The sequence below is a fragment of the Bradyrhizobium sp. P5_C11_2 genome (genome assembly GCF_054049755.1).
In genome coordinates this window covers 1-1,936 of record NZ_JBFULT010000882.1, presented here as the reverse complement: position 1 = coordinate 1,936, position 1,936 = coordinate 1, and the positions used below count along the sequence as shown (strand labels likewise).

At 65.0% G+C, this 1,936-nt stretch carries 2 protein-coding genes and 1 pseudogene; 1 reads left to right on the top strand and 2 read right to left on the bottom strand.

Features of this window, described 5'->3' with window-relative positions; genetic code table 11:
* Nucleotides 1-169, bottom strand: a pseudogene (locus ACXJL8_RS39835) (ubiquinone biosynthesis protein UbiB); the annotation flags it as partial.
* Nucleotides 166-927, bottom strand: a complete 762-nt coding sequence (gene ubiE, locus ACXJL8_RS39830; protein ID WP_456686901.1) for a bifunctional demethylmenaquinone methyltransferase/2-methoxy-6-polyprenyl-1,4-benzoquinol methylase UbiE — start codon at nt 925-927, stop codon at nt 166-168. The pseudogene ACXJL8_RS39835 and the gene ubiE, both read right to left, overlap by 4 nt.
* A gap of 80 nt (nt 928-1,007) precedes the next feature.
* Here ubiE and mutM point away from each other — a divergent pair, with 80 nt between their 5' ends.
* On the top strand, nt 1,008-1,889 hold the full coding sequence (gene mutM, locus ACXJL8_RS39825) for a bifunctional DNA-formamidopyrimidine glycosylase/DNA-(apurinic or apyrimidinic site) lyase (RefSeq protein WP_456686900.1): 882 nt from the start codon (nt 1,008-1,010) through the stop codon (nt 1,887-1,889).
* Nucleotides 1,890-1,936: the final 47 nt, after the last annotated feature.

The following is a 1,936-nucleotide window of genomic DNA, read 5'->3' as shown; positions in this document are numbered from 1 at the left end:
GCCGTGGCCCATGCTTGGGACCGCGCCGTTCGATCAGGCGTGCAAGCTTCAGCGCGAGCTGGCCGGGCGGCGGCACCAGGCTCGGATCGACGGAGCCGAATACGCCCTCGCGCGCGAACACGAACGCGGCGCGCATCAGGCGCGACATGTGAGTGATGGCAGAGATCACAAACGCCAGCCCGAATGCAGTGCGACGATGCCGCCGGTCAATGTCTGCCAGTTCACGCGGGCGAAGCCGGCATCGCGGATCATGTCGGCGAAGGCGGCAGGCTTTGGAAACTTGCGGATCGATTCGACCAGATATTGATAGGATTCGGCGTCGCCCGTCACCATCCGCCCGAGCGGCGGGATCACATTGAACGAGAACATGTCATAAAGCCGATCGAGGCCGGGCATCTCGACGGTGGAGAATTCCAGGCACAGGAAGCGGCTGCCGGGCTTCAGCACGCGATAGGCCTCGCGCAGCGCCAGATCGATCCGCGGCACGTTGCGAATGCCGAAAGCGATCGTATATGCGTCAAAGCTGCGGTCGGCGAAGGCAAGCGCTTCGGCATTGCCCTCGACGAAATCGACCTGGGTCTCGAGATGCCGCTTGGCGGCGCGCTCGCGGCCCACAGTCAGCATCCCGGAATTGATGTCGCAGACGGTGGCATGGAAGCCGGGGCCTGCCGCCTTGGCGGCGCGGAACGAGATGTCGCCGGTGCCGCCGGCGACGTCGAGCAGCGCGAACGGCCGCTCGCCCCTCGGCGGATCGAGCGCGGTGATCATGATGTCCTTCCAGACCCGGTGCAGGCCGCCGGACATCAGGTCATTCATCAAATCATAGCGCGAAGCCACGCTGTGAAACACATCGTTCACCAGCGTCTGCTTGTCGCCCAGGGGAACGTCCCTGAACCCAAAATGCGTGGTTTCGCCCGACCGATCCATTACTCTACTCCACGAGGCGACCATAGCGCGCCCGCCGCAATGGCGCTATCACACCACCCTCATAAGGTGAATGCCTGACCATGCCTGAATTGCCCGAAGTCGAGACCGTCCGGCGCGGCCYTCAGCCCGTCATGGAGGGTGCAAGAATCCTCGTCGCGGAGGCCCGGCGGCCGGATCTGCGCTTTCCGTTTCAGCCGGATTTCGTGGCCCGGCTCCAGGGCCAGGTCGTCACCGGGCTCGGCCGCCGTGCAAAATATCTCATGGCCGATCTCGCCTCCGGTGACGTGCTGCTGATGCATCTGGGCATGTCGGGCTCGTTTCGCGTCATCAAGCCGGACGACGAAGCGGCGCCTGGCGAGTTTCACTATCCGAAGGGTAAGGACTCCACGCATGACCACGTGCTGTTTCGGATGTCCTCGGGCGCCGACATCGTCTTCAACGATCCGCGCCGCTTCGGTTACATGAAAGTGATCGCGCGCAACGCGCTCGAAGACGAGCCGCTGTTGCGCGGGCTCGGCCCCGAGCCGCTCGGCAATGCGTTCGACGCCGCGATGCTGGCGCGCTCCTGCGCGGGCAAGGCCACGAGCCTGAAGGCCGCGCTGCTCGACCAGCGCGTGGTGGCGGGGCTCGGCAACATCTATGTCTGCGAGGCGTTGCATCGCTCGCATCTGTCACCGCGGCGGATCGCCGCGACACTCGCGACCAAAAAGGGCGAGACGACCGACCATGCCAAGCGGCTGGTCGGCGCGATCCACACCGTGCTGAACGACGCCATCAAGGCCGGCGGCTCCTCGCTCCGCGACCATCGCCAGACCACGGGCGAGCTCGGCTATTTCCAGCACGCGTTCAAGGTCTATGACCGCGAAGGCGAGACCTGCAAGACGCCTGCTTGTGGCGGCACGATCAAGCGCTTCACCCAGAACGGCCGTTCGACCTTCTGGTGTCCGAAATGTCAGAAGTGACGTAGCGCCGTAGCCCGGATGGAGCGCAGCGCGATCCGGGTCCAGCC